Here is a 13,053-nt window from a genome sequence, read left to right on the forward strand (position 1 = left end):
TAGTTTTAGCCAGATGAAGCAGGAATCCATTTTTCATCTGGCCAAAAATACCTCGGAGCGCGAGGCAGAGCCTCGCATTTCCGCCATCGCCTTCCCCGCATCACTGGTCTAAGACAGGACGCATGGCACAGATTGAATCACTTTTCGTTACCCGTCTCTATCGCGCAGCTTTGTCCGAGTTTGATCCCAAAATAGACTCGGAGGAGCTTGAAAACTCTTGCCTTGTTATCGCGGAAGATGACGAGGCCGGACAGGATTGGTGTGAAGAGAATGGCTATCCCGGCTATACCAGCTATGCCTCGCTGACGGATCTGCCCTGGCGGTTCCCGATCTTTGCCGATCTGGTGAAAGTGCTGGATCAACACGTGGCGGCCTTTGCCAAGGATCTGGAGTTTGATCTTGGTGAAGGAGAGCTGAAGCTGGAGGATCTGTGGATCAACATCCTGCCCGAAGGTGGTATGCACTCCAGCCACCTGCACCCGCACAGCGTAATTTCTGGCACGACCTATGTGGCGATGCCCGAAGGGGCGAGCGCGTTGAAACTGGAAGATCCGCGCTCAGGCCGCATGATGGCAGCGCCGACGCGTCTCAAAGGTGGTCGGCGGGAATTGCAGCCGTTCATTTATATGAAGCCACAGGTAGGGGATGTCCTACTGTGGGAAAGCTGGCTGCGCCACGAGGTGCCGATGAACATGGCCGAGGACGAACGGATTAGCGTCAGCTTCAACTACAAGTGGGAGTAGCGTGCACTCTGTTAGGGGTTCTCTTAGAACTCTGTGGGGTCTGGTAAACTAGGACAAGCCAATCTCAATTACAGCCGTTACTCTCTCATTAATAGAGGAGTAACGGTAATGAGAGAAGCAGAGCGTGTTGTACGCCAATTTCACGAAAGCTGGGGCATGCGCGACCCTGAACGTGGCGCGCAGGTTATTTCTGATGACTGTAAGTTTGAGGATGTAGCCCGTGGTGAAAGGCAAATAGGAAAGCTCGCGTATAAAGAAGACTATGCGCGTTGGCGAAAAGCATTTCCAGATGGGGAGTGTATCGTTGACAATGTCATCGTGAGCGATTGTGGCGAGTGGGCCATTGTAGAGTTTCACAATACCGGTACACATACTGGTATCCTGCATTCCAGTTTGGGAGAATTTGAACCTACGGGTAAGCGATACGAAGTACGCTACTGTTCTGTAATGCGCGTAAAGAACGGTATGGTTGTCGAAGGGCGCGACTATTATGACAGTGCCACAATCGTTCGAAACCTCGGTTTAATGTAAGGATCGTGTGTATTTTTTGCGGATGTTCTTCCTTTAGAAACTTCCTCTTGCCACCCACCCCCTAAACCCTTATACGGCGGCATCCTGCAAGTCCCCCGGCCGAGTCGGGGGATTCGCATGTCTATCATTCATCCACCAGGTCCAAGGTGACCCTGCAAGGGGGCCTTCTGGTGTTTTGAGCAAAGGAAAAAGGCGATGAACGCCCAAGAACTGCGTGACAAGACCCCGGACCAGCTCCGCGAGGAACTGGCCAACCTGAAGAAAGAAAGCTTTAACCTGCGCTTTCAACAGGCAACCGGTCAGCTGGAAAATACAGCTGGTATCAAAGCGGCCCGCCGCAATGCTGCCCGCGTCAAAACCATTCTGAACGAAAAGGCCGCTGCTGCGGCATCCGAGGAGTAATCAGATGCCCAAGCGTATCCTGCAAGGCACCGTGACCAGCGACGCCAACGAACAGACCGTAACCGTATCTGTCGAACGCCGCTTCAAGCACCCGCTGCTGCAAAAAACCGTTCGTAAGTCCAAGAAATACCGGGCTCACGACGAAAAGAACGCCTTCAAGGTCGGCGACACCGTACGCATCATCGAATGCGCGCCGAAATCGAAGACGAAACGTTGGGAAGTTCTGGAAGCATAAGCTTCCGGGATTTTTCATTTGTCGAAACCCTGGGGATTTAACAAGACCAGCCCCCACAGGTCGGGAGAAACCACATGATCCAGATGCAGACCAATCTGGATGTTGCTGACAACTCCGGCGCACGCCGAGTTCAGTGCATCAAGGTCCTGGGTGGTTCCAAGCGTAAATACGCCTCCGTTGGCGACATCATTGTCGTCTCGGTGAAGGAAGCCATCCCGCGCGGCCGCGTGAAGAAAGGTGACGTCCGCAAGGCCGTCGTCGTACGCACCGCCAAAGAAGTCCGTCGCGAAGACGGCACCGCGATCCGTTTTGATCGCAACGCCGCCGTCATCCTGAACAACAACAACGAGCCCGTAGGTACCCGTATCTTTGGCCCCGTTGTTCGCGAACTGCGTGGCAAGAACTTCATGAAAATCATCTCGCTGGCTCCGGAGGTGCTGTAATCATGGCTGCTAAACTCCGCAAAGGCGACAAGGTCGTCGTGCTGGCCGGCAAGGATAAGGGCAAAGAGGGAACCATTTCCTCGGTTGACCCGAAAGCCGGTAAAGCTGTTGTCGATGGCATCAACATCGCCATCCGCCACACCCGTCAGTCGCAAACCTCGCAAGGTGGTCGCCTGCCTCAGGCAAACCCGATAGAGCTGTCGAACCTGGCGCTGCTGGACAAGAACGGCAAAGCAACCCGCGTTGGCTTCCGCATGGAAGGTGACAAGAAGGTCCGCTTCGCCAAGACCACAGGGGACGTGATCGATGCTTGATAACGCAACCTACACCCCGCGTCTGAAAGCTCAGTACGTTGAAACCATCCGTGCCGCTCTGAAAGAAGAGTTCGGCTATAAGAACGACATGCAGCTGCCCAAGCTGGAAAAAATCGTTCTGAACATCGGTTGTGGTGCTGAGGCGGTCAAAGACTCGAAGAAAGCGAAAGCTGCTGTCGAGGATCTGACTGCGATTGCTGGTCAAAAGGCCGTTGCAACAAAGGCGAAGAAGTCGATCGCGGGTTTCCGCGTCCGTGAAGACATGCCGCTGGGTGCAAAAGTGACCCTGCGCGGCGACCGGATGTACGAATTCCTGGATCGTCTGATCACCATCGCGCTGCCGCGCGTTCGTGACTTCCGCGGTGTTAAGCCGTCTTTCGATGGTCGTGGCAACTTTGCCATGGGCATGAAAGAGCACATCGTGTTCCCGGAAATCGACTTCGACAAGGTCGACGAGGTCTGGGGCTTGGATATCGTAATTGCCACCACAGCGAAAACCGACGCTGAAGCGAAGAGCCTGTTGAAAGCATTCAACATGCCATTCAACGCGTAAGCGCCGGGAGGATTGAGACATGGCTAAAAAAGCAATGATCGAACGCGAGAAGAAGCGCGAACGCCTGGTGGCCAAATATGCCGCAAAGCGTGCCGAGCTGAAAGAAATCGCGAATGACGAGAGCCGCCCGATGGAAGAGCGCTTCAAGGCGCGTCTGAAACTGGCGAAACTGCCGCGCAACAGCTCGGCTACCCGTCTGCACAACCGTTGTCAGCTGACCGGTCGTCCCCACGCTTACTACCGTAAGCTGAAGGTCAGCCGTATCGCGCTGCGCGAGCTGGGTTCTGCTGGTCAGATCCCCGGCATGGTGAAATCGAGCTGGTAAGGGAGACATAGATATGAATGATCCTATCGGCGATATGCTCACCCGTATCCGCAACGCGCAACTGCGCGGCAAATCCACCGTTTCCACCCCGGCTTCCAAGCTGCGCGGTTGGGTTCTGGATGTGCTGGCGGACGAAGGCTACATCCGTGGCTATGAAAAGACGACCGGCGAAAACGGTCATCCGGCCATCGAAATCAGCCTGAAGTACTACGAAGGCACCCCTGTTATTCGCGAACTGAAGCGGGTCTCAAAGCCCGGTCGTCGTGTTTACATGGGCGTCAATGACATCCCGCAGGTCCGTCAGGGTCTGGGCGTGTCGATTGTCAGCACTCCGAAAGGTGTGATGTCGGACGCAAACGCTCGCTCCAACAATGTTGGCGGCGAAGTGCTCTGCACCGTCTTCTAAGGAGGTCTGCAATGTCTCGTATTGGTAAAAAACCGGTCGAGCTGCCCAGCGGCGTTACCGCCTCTGTGTCCGGCCAGACCATCGAAGTGAAAGGTCCGAAAGGCACCCGCAGCTTCACCGCCACCGACGACGTAACGCTGTCGGTTGAAGACAACGTGGTCAAGATCGACCCCCGTGGCATGTCCAAGCGTGCCCGCCAGCAGTGGGGCATGAGCCGCACCATGGTTGCCAACCTGGTAACCGGTGTGACCACAGGCTTCAAAAAAGAGCTGGAGATCCAGGGTGTCGGTTACCGGGCTCAGATGCAGGGCAACACCCTGAAACTGAACCTGGGCTACAGCCACGATGTTGATTTCACTGCTCCGGAAGGTGTCACCATCACCGCGCCGAAGCAGACCGAAATCGTTGTGGAAGGTATCGACCAGCAGTTGGTGGGCGAAACCGCGGCCAAAATCCGCGAGTGGCGCCGTCCCGAGCCGTACAAAGGCAAGGGCATCCGCTATAAGGGCGAGTTCATCTTCCGCAAGGAAGGCAAGAAGAAGTAAGGACGCAAACAATGGCAAACAGCAAAAGAACCCTGTTTCTGAAGCGCCGCCTGCGCGTTCGGAACAAACTTCGCAAAGTCAACGCCGGCCGTGTACGCCTGTCGGTTCACCGTTCGAACAAAAACATCAGCGTTCAGCTGATCGACGACGTTCGTGGCGTGACCCTGGCCTCGGCCTCGACCCTGGAGAAAGATCTGGGTGTTGTTGGCAAGAACAACGTCGAAGCGGCCACCAAAGTGGGCGCAGCCATCGCCGAGCGTGCCAAGAAGGCAGGCGTCGAAGAGGCCTATTTCGATCGTGGTGGCTTCCTGTTCCACGGCAAAGTGAAGGCAGTTGCCGACGCTGCGCGTGAAGGTGGTCTGAAGATCTAAGACTTGCGGGCAGCTTTGCGGCTGCCCCGATGATCCGGGGGCCTCGGCAACAGTCGGGGCTCACTTGGATTGAAGCAAACGGCGTCACAAGCGCCACATGAGAAAAGGGATGCCAAATGGCAGAACGTGAAAACCGTCGGGGCCGTGGCCGCGACCGTGAAGAAGCACCGGAATTTGCAGATCGTCTGGTCGCAATCAACCGCGTGTCGAAAACCGTAAAAGGTGGTAAGCGCTTTGGCTTCGCCGCTCTGGTGGTTGTCGGCGATCAGAAAGGCCGCGTCGGCTTTGGCAAAGGTAAAGCGAAAGAAGTACCTGAGGCCATCCGTAAGGCGACCGAACAAGCCAAGCGTCAAATGATCCGCGTGCAGCTGCGCGAAGGTCGGACCCTGCACCACGACATCGAAGGCCGTCACGGCGCTGGTAAAGTGGTTATGCGCACCGCACCTGAAGGTACTGGTATCATCGCCGGTGGTCCGATGCGTGCCGTGTTCGAAATGCTGGGCGTTAAAGACGTTGTGTCCAAGTCGCTGGGCTCGCAGAACCCGTACAACATGATCCGCGCCACCATCAACGGCCTGCAGAAAGAGCAGAGCCCGCGTTCGGTTGCCGCGCGTCGTGGTAAAAAAGTTGCCGACATCCTGCCCAAGCGGGACGAAGCACCGGCTGCTGCTGAAGCAGAAGCATAAGGAGAGCGACCCATGGCAAAAACCATCGTCGTCAAGCAGATCGGTTCACCGATCCGCCGCCCCGCCGAACAGCGCGCAACCCTGATCGGCCTGGGCCTGAACAAGATGCACAAAACCCGTGAGCTGGAAGATACTCCTTCGGTTCGTGGTATGATCCGCAAGATCCCGCATCTGGTAGAAATCGTCGAAGAACGCGGCTAAGCGCGAAGCCTTCGAGAATTTCCAAGAACGCCTCTGACTTTGGTCGGGGGCGTTTTTTTTGCCTTTAACACCAACTGACGTGTCGCTTTGATCCATTGTGTTAAAAGGATGAGAAACGATGAAACTATTCCTATCCGTTCGGCGTAAGGATTGACGTTGGACATACCGAAAACGCATAGCCGGTAGACCGAAAATTCGGTTGTTAGCGATACCTCTCAACCCTATTTCACGCTTGTCCAATGAAGGAACACGAAAAAGGAAACGTCAGGGAATACGCCCTGATTTGAGAAAGGAATAAGAAGATGACAACTGCTACACTGACACACTCCGGCTTCGGCTTCAGCGCCCGGATTGCAAACATGATCGAACGGATGAAAACCGCGCGCGCCCGTGCGGCTGAGTATCAGCGCACTTACCGCGAACTGCAAAACCTGACCAACCGCGAGCTGGATGACATCGGCGTCCGTCGCTGTGATATCGCGGACATCGCGCACAAGCACGTTTATTGCTCATAATCGCGGATACCCGAAGCAAAAACACAAAGGCGCCACAGGGCGCCTTTTCTGTTTCAACCAGAAGCCCACAGTGCGATCAGACAGCGCCGGATGACCCATGGTCTCTCGAGAAGGTCGAAAGCGGCTGTAAGGCGCTAAATTCGGGCTCTGCGTCGTTTGTCACCCAACAGGAGCAGCCGGTGCACTGTCATAAGCAGCACAAATGCCATCTGGCACCTCATAAGCTGGCTGGAATGTGTCTCCACAACTTCAGCGACCTCATGGCCCCTACCCTAAAGACCGCCTGCGGCAGAGAGGTTCGGATTCCACAGCCAACCGCTGCTGACGCTTGATGTATCCTAATACCTCGCGAAACGCGCGGTGCTTGGGTTTCCCTTCCAGATAGTCAGCCAGTTTTAGTAAGTTGATCGGGTGTTTCTTAACAAGCAACTCGATCCGCTGCACGGCACCGTCCAGCTCGTAGTGGTCCACGAACTGGCAAGCAACTTGTGTGGGGGTCAGCAGGCAGTAATCCTGCGGGCGCTTGTCTGTGTAGCGCGCAATGTCAAACGGCGACGCGCCCAAGGCGTGGAATTTGGGGATGTGTACGCGCATGTCCGCCTCGGCGTGTTCAAGCACCGTACCAGAGGTCTGACGGAATCCCAATGGGCCAAGCTTGCCGACCACATGACGACGCATCGCCGGAGAGATCATGTCTACGTCGGCCCGGTCATATTTCAAATCATCGAAAACAGACAAAAGCCCCAGTTGCTCGTCAGCAATCTGGAAATACGGTTCGGCGCTGAACGCGCGCATCTTCTCCAGCACTTGTGTACGCGTGGTCTCAGGGTCTGAAACGAAATCGGCCTCGGCGGGTTGATCCGCCGAGGCCGTAAATAGTCGCAGTAAGCGTCGGATCAAAGACCGGTGCTCACGTCGATGGTGTTGCCCTCTTCCAGGGTCACATATGCTTTTTTGACGTCTTTCCGACGGCCCAGTTGGCCGCGGAACCGCTTGACCTTGCCTTTGGTCACGGTGGTGTTCACCGCCTTGACCTTCACACCAAACAGAGCCTCAACGGCCTCTTTGATCTGCGGCTTGTTGCTGTCGATCGCCACTTCAAAGACAACCGCGCCGTTTTCGGACGCCATGGTCGACTTTTCGGTGATGATCGGCTTGCGGATCACGTCGTAGTGTTCTGCCTTCGCGCTCATTTCAGACGAGCCTCCAGTGCTTCGACAGCCGCTTTGGTGAGCACCAGGGTGTCACGCTTGAGGATGTCATAGACGTTTGCGCCCATCGACGGCAGGATATCCAGACCTTCGATGTTCTTGGACGCTTTCAGGAACCCTTCGTTCACGGTCGCGCCGTCGATGACCAGAGCACGTTTCCAGCCCAGGTTTGCAACCTGTTTGGCCAGAGCAGCGGTCTTGCCTTCGGCTTCGGCGTTCTCGATCACAACCAGTTCACCTGCTTTGGCTTTTGCCGACAGAGCGTGGCGCAGGCCAAGCTTGCGGAACTTCTTCGGCAGGTCGTGGCCGTGCGAACGAGGGGTCGGGCCCTTGTAGATACCACCCTTGCGGAAGATCGGCGCGTTGCGGTCACCATGGCGTGCGCCACCGGTGCCCTTCTGGCGATAGATCTTCTTGGTCGAGTAGCTGGTTTCCGAGCGGGTCTTGACCTTGTGGGTGCCGGCCTGCGCGTTGTTACGCTGCCAACGGACCACACGGTGCAGGATGTCCGCACGCGGCTCGAGACCGAACAGATCGGCGTTCAGCTCGATGTCGCCGGCTTTGCCGCCGTCCAGTTTGATTACATCAAGTTTCATGCTTCACCACCTTCCGCGGGAGCTTCTTCCGCAGGTGCTTCGGTTGCAGCCGATTTCACAGCAGCCGGGAAAGGCAGGCCTTCCGGTGCTTTCTTCTTCACGGCGTCCTTGACGGTGACCCAGCCCGATTTCGGTCCGGGAACGGCGCCTTTGATGAAGACCAGGTTCCGGTCGGCGTCGGTTTTGACAACTTCCAGGTTCTGGGTGGTTACACGGGCAGCACCCATGTGACCGGCCATCTTCTTGCCTTTGAACACCTTGCCCGGATCCTGACACTGACCGGTCGAACCGTGCGAACGGTGGCTGATCGAAACACCGTGCGAGGCGCGCAGACCACCAAAGTTGTGGCGCTTCATTGCACCGGCAAAGCCTTTACCGATCGAGGTACCCGAAACGTCAACTTTCTGACCTTCCAGGAAGTGTTCTGCCGAAATCTCGGCGCCCACTTCGATCAGGCCATCTTCAGAGACGCGGAACTCGGCCAGCTTACGCTTGGGCTCGACCTTTGCAGCGGCGTAGTGGCCGCGCATGGCCTTCGAGGTGCGTTTTGCCTTGGCAGCACCGGCGCCCAGCTGAACGGCGGTGTAGCCGTCTTTGTCAGCGGTACGCTGTGCAACGACCTGCAGGTTGTCCAGGTGAAGAACGGTCACAGGGATCTGCTTGCCGTCTTCCATGAACAGGCGGGTCATGCCAACTTTTTTTGCGATAATACCAGAGCGCATAATCTATACCCTCCGATCTTACGACTGCAGCTTGATCTCGACGTCCACACCAGCAGCGAGGTCGAGCTTCATCAGCGCGTCTACGGTCTGGGGGGTCGGATCAACGATGTCGAGCAGACGCTTGTGCGTGCGGATCTCGAACTGGTCGCGGGATTTCTTGTCAACGTGAGGGCCACGGAGAACCGTGAACTTCTCAATCTTGTTCGGCAGCGGGATCGGGCCGCGCACGTTCGCGCCGGTCCGCTTGGCAGTGTTGACGATCTCTTGCGTGCTGGCATCCAGAACGCGATAGTCAAATGCCTTCAGCCGAATACGGATGTTTTGGCTTTGCATATTAACAGCCTTTTATCAGGCGTTGAGGTTGAGAGGAGGACAGACGCGCATCGCCAACCCTCTTCGAACCCAAAAGGCGGGAATCATCCCGCCTTGATGTTCTTATTGAGAACTCGCGCGTATTAGTGGGATTGGTGGGGTTTGGCAAGGGGGGAAATTTCAACACTGCTCGAGGCAGCTACCCGATAGTGAGGCGCTTGCTCGTCATCGCGGGTCAGCCTTTGATTTACCTCAATGCATACGAAAGCCGCAATCATTAAACTCTGTCTCGGATAGTCATAGACCAAATTGAACTGGCACCCCCGTGGGATAGTGGTCGACCCATTTTTACCAAAGGAGAATCACGATGCTTAAGCATGTTGCAACTGCTGTGCTCCTTGGCGCTGCACTGACAATGCCTTTTGACGATTCTGCCGCACAAGGCGCATCGAATGACCTGAGAAAGTTCTTTGACAGTCGCAATGTTCCTGTCACGGTCGACAATTTTGCACGGGCCGCCACGGATATCGAGTTTGGGAAATACGTGGCACTATCTGGCGGTATCAACAAAGTTTTGCACATTCGAGAACCTACCCCGATTGACCAACAACCCACGATCCGCATGAATCGGGACACCCTTTACAGTATGGCAGTCATTGACATCACCGAAGGAGCAACCCTCACCTTACCGGACGGAGGGAACCGCTACATCTCGGCCCAGATCGTCAATCAGGATCACTATATGAACAAGGTGTTTCTGGGCGCTGGAACCTATGAATTGGATTTTGACACGTTCGACACCCCTTTTGTCGTGATGATTGTGAGGCTTCTAGTGGATGCCAGCGATCCCGATGACATCGCGGAAGTTTCTGCTTTGCAAGACAAAATCACTTTAGAGGCAAAGTCCGCAAAACCCTTTATCTCGCCTCATTATGACGAGAAAAGTTTTGATGGCGTATTGCAAGCTGCGCTATCGCTCAGCCGGTTTATTCCTGATAGCCGGGCCACGTTTGGTCCCAAAAGTGAAGTGGACCCCATCCGCCACTTTCTGGGCGCTGCTTTTGGCTGGGGGGGATTGCCGGAAGAATCCGCCTTCTATCTGTCGATTGACCCCAATCGCCCTGTTGGTGAATATAAAATCGATATCCCGGCTGCGGTCCCGGTGGACGCCTTTTGGTCCATCAGCGTCTACAACGCGGATGGCTTTTTTGAGGAAAACGAAACCGGCGTCTACAATGTAAACTCTGTTTCAGGCGCGGAAAACGATGACGGCAGCATGACTGTTCATCTTGGCGGATGCGGTGACGGACGCGTAAACTGCATCCCGTTGACAGATGGGTGGAACTATGCAGTGCGCCTGTATCAACCTGGTCCCGAAATCCTTGATGGAACGTGGACTTTCCCCAAGGCTGTCCCAGTGTCCACGGACTGAACGCAAAAGCCTGATTTATAAGCTGTTGCAAGAAAAGGCCGCCCCGATATGGGACGGCCTTCTTTAGTTCAACCGAGTTGCGGCAAGCGCGCCTTACTCGATGATTTTCGAGACAACGCAAGCGCCGACGGTGCGGTCGCCTCCGCGGGTCGCGAAGCGGAGGCCTATTTCCGTTGCGATCGGTGCGATCAGCTCAACGCTGAACGACGCGTTTTGGTCAGGCATGACTATTTCAGGGCTTCAAGCAACCGAAACCTAAATCCTTAGCCTAATTCCGTACAAGCCACGGCTCTTCTACCTTCATTCCCTGATAGATCGCATGCAAGAAAACATGCGCAATCACCGGGTCATTCGAAAAAGGTGAAAACTGCAAATTGCCTTCTTTCACACTCTCTTGGGCTTCATAGACAACCTCATCCCCTTTGACAGTCACAAGCACCTCCAGTTCGGCCAACGTCTCGGGGTCGATGGATGTTGGATCATCGGACAAGATCACAAAATCGGCGACCTTCCCCACTTCGATCGAACCCTTCTCATCTTCCTCAAAGTGTTGCCATGCGGGCCAAATCGTCATGGCCTTCAGGGCGGTCATGACATTAACCCTCTGATGCGGGCCCAAAATGTCGCCCGACCGTGTGCGACGCGTGACCGTTGCCGCAAGGACCCGCATGCTGTCTGGAAAGGCCACCGGGGCATCATGATGCGTGCCAAACATCATGTCCCGTTCGTGCAGCCACCCGGTGGGTGAGATGTTGTCGGCATTGACCGGCCCAACGGTGTGATCCCGATGCCAGTCCCCCCAATAGAATGTGTGCATCGGGAAAAGGGAGGGGAACACGCCAAGGCGCTTGAAGCTGGCAACCTGGTCTTCTCGTAAGAACTGACCGTGCACCAGAACCGGACGGTTGCCGGGGTCACCATACTTCATCTGCGCTTCTTCCAATGCGGCAATCAGCATGTCAGAGGCCCCTTCACCATTCGAATGCACCAAAATCTGAAAGCCGTTTTCATAACACCAGTTCACGGCATCTTGGAGTTGCTCCATTGTAATGGCTGCATATCCCGCATACCCAGCAGCGTAATTTCCAACCGGATCAAAATAGGGTCGATCCCGCAACGCAGTAAAACCCTGAGGCGAGCCGTCAATCGTAAGCTTGCAGCCCCCGACCCGAACCCGGTCTTCATAGTCCTCTGAGGTATTGGCACCGATAAATTCCCTGGCCTCTAGAACATCCGGAAACGCTACAACGTCGATTGGAAGTCCGTCTTCGGCCGCAACTTTCCTAAGAACTTCTACAATTTCGCCAGAAGAACGGCCTTCTTGTCCGGTCGTATATCCAAACTTTGCCCAAAGTTCGGTTCCGGCTCGGGCGAAGGCAGCCAAGCCGTCCTCACCCAGATTTCCCAACATGGGTACGAGAACCGAAAAGAAGGCGTATTCTTCCAGAACACCGTTTGGCTCTCCTGCTTCATCACGCTGAATTACACCACCGGGTGGTGCCTCAGAAGCGGCGGTGATGCCTGCCAACTCCAGAGCTTTGGAATTTGCGACACCCAGATGCCCGGACTGATGAATGATGATGATAGGCAAGTCTTCGGACACCACGTCCAGTTCTTGCCGTGTAGGGTGGCGCAATTCCTGCAGTTGAGCATTGTCGTAGCCAAAGCCAATGATCATTTTGACCTGTTCAACGGCCTGCGCATTCTCCTCGGCCCAGTCAGTCAGCGTGGATTGCAGACTTGCGATATCAACGACCTCGCCATCGGGTGGCGCGAGAAGGTTGGCTGACAGCGCCTGCAATCCTCCCATGACAACATGTCCGTGGCTGTCCACGAAGCCCGGCAGCATCGCCCGTCCGTTCAAATCGAATGTTTCCGTTCCATCACCTTGATGCACAGACAGGTCAGACAGCGATCCAACAGCCAGAATGCGCCCGTCTTTGACCGCGACCGCCTCGGCAGAGGGGTCATCGTCATGCATCGTGACGATTGGCCCGCCTAGGTAAATGCGATCCGCGATTTGTTGGGACAACGCCGAACTAGATGAAAAAGTAATTGCCGCAACAAGACAGAGCGAACATGCCGATACGTGCATCTTATGACCTCTTTCGAATTGCAATAATCCAATACGAAAGAGTTTAGCATCTCGGTGGACGTTTGCGAAAAAGAAAAAGGCCGCCCCTTAGGGAGCGGCCTTCTTAGTCTCACCGATGTGCCGGGCTGAAGCCCGGCCTACCGTGATTACTCGATGATTTTCGACACAACGCCGGCGCCGACGGTGCGGCCGCCTTCGCGGATCGCGAAGCGCAGGCCCTGCTCCATCGCGATCGGGGCGATCAGCTCAACGCCGAACGACACGTTGTCGCCGGGCATGACCATCTCAGTGCCTTCAGCCAGGGTCACGGTGCCGGTCACGTCAGTTGTACGGAAGTAGAACTGAGGACGGTAGTTCGCAAAGAACGGAGTGTGACGACCGCCTTCTTCCTTGGTCAGGATGTAGGCTTCGGCTT

Annotated in this window: 21 protein-coding genes and 2 pseudogenes; 15 read left to right on the plus strand and 8 right to left on the minus strand. The window is 55.6% G+C overall.

What is annotated here, in order from left to right:
* The first annotated feature begins 122 nt into the window (after positions 1–122).
* The 14 genes from GOV89_RS13945 to GOV89_RS14010 all read left to right on the plus strand — a co-directional run bounded on the left by GOV89_RS13945 (position 123) and on the right by GOV89_RS14010 (position 6,270).
* Entirely contained in the window at positions 123–743 is a 621-nt protein-coding gene (locus GOV89_RS13945) for a 2OG-Fe(II) oxygenase family protein (protein ID WP_171181613.1), read from the plus strand.
* 108 nt (positions 744–851) lie between these two features.
* On the plus strand, positions 852–1,274 hold the full coding sequence (locus tag GOV89_RS13950) for an ester cyclase (RefSeq protein WP_171181611.1): 423 nt from the start codon (positions 852–854) through the stop codon (positions 1,272–1,274).
* Between the two features lie 195 nt (positions 1,275–1,469).
* A complete protein-coding gene (gene rpmC, locus GOV89_RS13955) occupies positions 1,470–1,676 on the plus strand; it encodes a 50S ribosomal protein L29 (RefSeq protein ID WP_010437082.1) in 207 nt (68 codons plus the stop codon).
* A 4-nt stretch (positions 1,677–1,680) separates the two neighbouring features.
* A complete protein-coding gene (gene rpsQ, locus GOV89_RS13960) occupies positions 1,681–1,911 on the plus strand; it encodes a 30S ribosomal protein S17 (RefSeq protein ID WP_171181609.1) in 231 nt (76 codons plus the stop codon).
* A 74-nt stretch (positions 1,912–1,985) separates the two neighbouring features.
* Positions 1,986–2,354, plus strand: a complete 369-nt coding sequence (gene rplN / locus GOV89_RS13965) for a 50S ribosomal protein L14 (protein WP_008757934.1) — start codon at positions 1,986–1,988, stop codon at positions 2,352–2,354.
* Positions 2,355–2,356: 2 nt separating this feature from the next.
* Positions 2,357–2,668: a 50S ribosomal protein L24 gene (rplX, locus tag GOV89_RS13970; protein WP_171092002.1), complete on the plus strand. Its 312-nt coding sequence runs from the start codon at positions 2,357–2,359 to the stop codon at positions 2,666–2,668.
* The gene (gene rplE / locus GOV89_RS13975) at positions 2,661–3,221 is read left to right on the plus strand and encodes a 50S ribosomal protein L5 (RefSeq protein WP_171181607.1); all 561 of its coding nucleotides are present in this window, start codon (positions 2,661–2,663) and stop codon (positions 3,219–3,221) included. Before rplX ends, rplE begins: the two co-directional genes overlap by 8 nt.
* Before the next feature lie 19 nt (positions 3,222–3,240).
* Positions 3,241–3,546: a 30S ribosomal protein S14 gene (rpsN, locus tag GOV89_RS13980; RefSeq protein ID WP_068340744.1), complete on the plus strand. Its 306-nt coding sequence runs from the start codon at positions 3,241–3,243 to the stop codon at positions 3,544–3,546.
* 13 nt (positions 3,547–3,559) lie between these two features.
* Complete coding sequence (rpsH, locus tag GOV89_RS13985; protein ID WP_171181595.1) at positions 3,560–3,952, plus strand: 30S ribosomal protein S8; 393 nt, start codon at positions 3,560–3,562, stop codon at positions 3,950–3,952.
* Positions 3,953–3,963: 11 nt separating this feature from the next.
* Positions 3,964–4,497: a 50S ribosomal protein L6 gene (rplF, locus tag GOV89_RS13990; protein ID WP_170467582.1), complete on the plus strand. Its 534-nt coding sequence runs from the start codon at positions 3,964–3,966 to the stop codon at positions 4,495–4,497.
* A gap of 11 nt (positions 4,498–4,508) precedes the next feature.
* The gene (gene rplR / locus GOV89_RS13995; RefSeq protein WP_039523386.1) at positions 4,509–4,868 is read left to right on the plus strand and encodes a 50S ribosomal protein L18; all 360 of its coding nucleotides are present in this window, start codon (positions 4,509–4,511) and stop codon (positions 4,866–4,868) included.
* A 116-nt stretch (positions 4,869–4,984) separates the two neighbouring features.
* Positions 4,985–5,554 carry a 30S ribosomal protein S5 gene (gene rpsE / locus GOV89_RS14000; protein ID WP_155148691.1) on the plus strand — a complete coding sequence of 190 codons (570 nt, stop codon included), beginning with the start codon at positions 4,985–4,987 and terminating at the stop codon, positions 5,552–5,554.
* 12 nt (positions 5,555–5,566) lie between these two features.
* A complete protein-coding gene (gene rpmD / locus GOV89_RS14005; protein ID WP_050605831.1) occupies positions 5,567–5,755 on the plus strand; it encodes a 50S ribosomal protein L30 in 189 nt (62 codons plus the stop codon).
* A gap of 302 nt (positions 5,756–6,057) precedes the next feature.
* Positions 6,058–6,270 carry a DUF1127 domain-containing protein gene (locus GOV89_RS14010; protein WP_171181592.1) on the plus strand — a complete coding sequence of 71 codons (213 nt, stop codon included), beginning with the start codon at positions 6,058–6,060 and terminating at the stop codon, positions 6,268–6,270.
* Between the two features lie 267 nt (positions 6,271–6,537).
* Here the strand turns inward: GOV89_RS14010 and GOV89_RS14015 are convergent, their stop codons facing one another.
* Genes GOV89_RS14015 through rpsJ form a run of 5 tightly spaced genes read right to left on the minus strand, consistent with a single transcriptional unit; the run spans position 6,538 to position 9,132 of the window.
* On the minus strand, positions 6,538–7,170 hold the full coding sequence (locus GOV89_RS14015) for a hypothetical protein (RefSeq protein ID WP_171181590.1): 633 nt from the start codon (positions 7,168–7,170) through the stop codon (positions 6,538–6,540).
* Positions 7,167–7,463, minus strand: coding sequence for a 50S ribosomal protein L23 (locus GOV89_RS14020; protein ID WP_008757532.1), 297 nt, complete (start codon positions 7,461–7,463; stop codon positions 7,167–7,169). The genes GOV89_RS14015 and GOV89_RS14020 overlap by 4 nt, the downstream gene beginning before the upstream one ends.
* Positions 7,460–8,077, minus strand: coding sequence for a 50S ribosomal protein L4 (gene rplD / locus GOV89_RS14025; RefSeq protein ID WP_068340788.1), 618 nt, complete (start codon positions 8,075–8,077; stop codon positions 7,460–7,462). Before rplD ends, GOV89_RS14020 begins: the two co-directional genes overlap by 4 nt.
* Positions 8,074–8,799, minus strand: coding sequence for a 50S ribosomal protein L3 (rplC, locus tag GOV89_RS14030; protein WP_170574972.1), 726 nt, complete (start codon positions 8,797–8,799; stop codon positions 8,074–8,076). Before rplC ends, rplD begins: the two co-directional genes overlap by 4 nt.
* Before the next feature lie 18 nt (positions 8,800–8,817).
* Complete coding sequence (gene rpsJ, locus GOV89_RS14035; RefSeq protein ID WP_008756422.1) at positions 8,818–9,132, minus strand: 30S ribosomal protein S10; 315 nt, start codon at positions 9,130–9,132, stop codon at positions 8,818–8,820.
* A gap of 346 nt (positions 9,133–9,478) precedes the next feature.
* Between rpsJ and GOV89_RS14040 the strand changes: the two genes are divergently transcribed.
* Positions 9,479–10,543 (plus strand): DUF1214 domain-containing protein, encoded by a 1,065-nt coding sequence (locus GOV89_RS14040; protein WP_217352165.1) that lies wholly within the window; start codon positions 9,479–9,481, stop codon positions 10,541–10,543.
* Between the two features lie 93 nt (positions 10,544–10,636).
* Here the strand turns inward: GOV89_RS14040 and tuf (GOV89_RS14045) are convergent.
* The 3 genes and pseudogenes from tuf (GOV89_RS14045) to tuf (GOV89_RS14055) form a co-directional block, all read right to left on the minus strand.
* Positions 10,637–10,777 (minus strand): annotated as a pseudogene (tuf, locus tag GOV89_RS14045) (elongation factor Tu); the annotation flags it as partial.
* A 34-nt stretch (positions 10,778–10,811) separates the two neighbouring features.
* Positions 10,812–12,638 carry an amidohydrolase gene (locus tag GOV89_RS14050; RefSeq protein WP_171238469.1) on the minus strand — a complete coding sequence of 609 codons (1,827 nt, stop codon included), beginning with the start codon at positions 12,636–12,638 and terminating at the stop codon, positions 10,812–10,814.
* Between the two features lie 146 nt (positions 12,639–12,784).
* Positions 12,785–13,053: pseudogene (gene tuf / locus GOV89_RS14055) on the minus strand (elongation factor Tu); the annotation flags it as partial.

Source organism: Ruegeria sp. HKCCA5763 (genome assembly GCF_013034545.1).
Classification (GTDB): domain Bacteria; phylum Pseudomonadota; class Alphaproteobacteria; order Rhodobacterales; family Rhodobacteraceae; genus Ruegeria.